Here is a 1,491-nt window from a genome sequence, read left to right on the forward strand (position 1 = left end):
TTCATTTTACACGAATCAATCATGGGCCATTTTTTTATCTAGCTGTTGGTGTCGCACTTCATATTACAATCCGTCATGCTGCCGTAGGGGTTAGTGCATCAGCGCAGCGCCTCGGGCGGGCCGTGCTTTATTTTTTCCAGAGGATAGTCAGGCGAACAAAGATCGGTTATAATACTTACGAAAAGTAACCTGGTTTTAAAAATATAGAGGAGAGTGTTTCTCATGATGCCATCTTTGTTCGTTGCACATGGCGCTCCACTGCTTGCGATTGAAAACAATTCCTATACACAAGCGTTGCAACAACTGTCCAGCCAACTGCCGCGCCGCCCGCGCGCGATCGTGATGTTTTCCGCTCACTGGGAAGCTTTTGACCAGATGGTGGGGACGATGGAGACGTTTCCGACGATTCACGACTTTGGCGGCTTTCCGCAAGAGCTGTACGAGATTCAGTACCCGGCAAAAGGCGACGAAGCTATCGCGCAAGAGACAGTGCAACTGCTGCGCGACGCAGGCGTGCCTGTCGGCTTGAACACGACAAGAGGGCTTGACCACGGCCACTGGGTCGTGCTGCGCCATATATTCCCGCAAGCGGATGTGCCTGTCGTGGCTCTGTCCGTCAACCCGAATCTGACGGTTGTGCAGCAGTACGCGATCGGGAAAGCGCTCAGCCCTCTGCGGCAAAAAGACGTGCTGATTGTCGGTTCTGGCGGCACGATTCACAACTTTTCCTACCTGAATATGCGCGAAACGTCGGAAGGCGCCTTCGACTGGGCCTTGCAGTTCGAAGAGTGGCTGCAGCAGACGCTGACCGGCTGGAAGGTCGATGAGTTGGCGCGCTATCGCGAGCTTGCGCCGCATGCGGAAAAAGCGGTCCCGGTCTACGGCAGCGAGCATTTTGTGCCGCTCGTTTACGCGATGGGAGCAGCAGACGACGAGCGGGCGGCGCAGCGGCTGCACATGAGCTTTCGCTACGGCAGCCTGAGCCATACGATCTGGCAGTTTGGTCATGCCGAATAAATGAGTGCGAGCATCGCAAGTTTACATGGAGCACAAGGGCTTGCTGTTTTCGCTCGCCTACCGGATGACGGGCTCTGCGGCAGAGGCAGAGGACATCGTGCAGGAAACGTTTGCGGCGCTGGCCGGGGCAGACCTCAACGAAATCCGGCACGTGAAAAGCTATTGGTGCACACTGCGCCCGATTTTTCCGGCAGACGGGTGGCGTCGTTCTGGCTGGGCATCTGGCCGAGATGGGCGAATCATTCCGCGATGGAAATTCGCTCCATCAATGGGCAGGATGGCATCGCGGTCTTTTCGCAAGGCGAGCTGAAAATAATCGTACAGATCAGTCTGAACCAGCAGGAAGACCGGATCGAACGGATGTACCTGATCGTCAATCCGGACAAATTGGCGCATCTCATTAGCGTTGCATAAAAAATGAATCCATCTATTGTCAAATTATTCTGAATGACATTTTCAACTTCACAACCAAAA

At 54.2% G+C, this 1,491-nt stretch carries 3 protein-coding genes; all 3 read left to right on the forward strand.

The window, feature by feature from the left end; genetic code table 11:
- On the forward strand, window positions 1-188 hold a 188-nt coding region (locus AC3WQH_RS25430), incomplete at its 5' end, for a hypothetical protein (RefSeq protein WP_492332326.1).
- 34 nt (window positions 189-222) lie between these two features.
- Window positions 223-1,017 (forward strand): dioxygenase family protein, encoded by a 795-nt coding sequence (locus AC3WQH_RS25435; protein ID WP_025845494.1) that lies wholly within the window; start codon window positions 223-225, stop codon window positions 1,015-1,017.
- 162 nt (window positions 1,018-1,179) lie between these two features.
- Entirely contained in the window at window positions 1,180-1,431 is a 252-nt protein-coding gene (locus AC3WQH_RS25440; RefSeq protein WP_429787864.1) for a sigma-70 family RNA polymerase sigma factor family protein, read from the forward strand.
- Window positions 1,432-1,491 lie beyond the last annotated feature (60 nt).

The sequence above is a fragment of the Brevibacillus sp. FW301-21C12A genome (genome assembly GCF_058788915.1).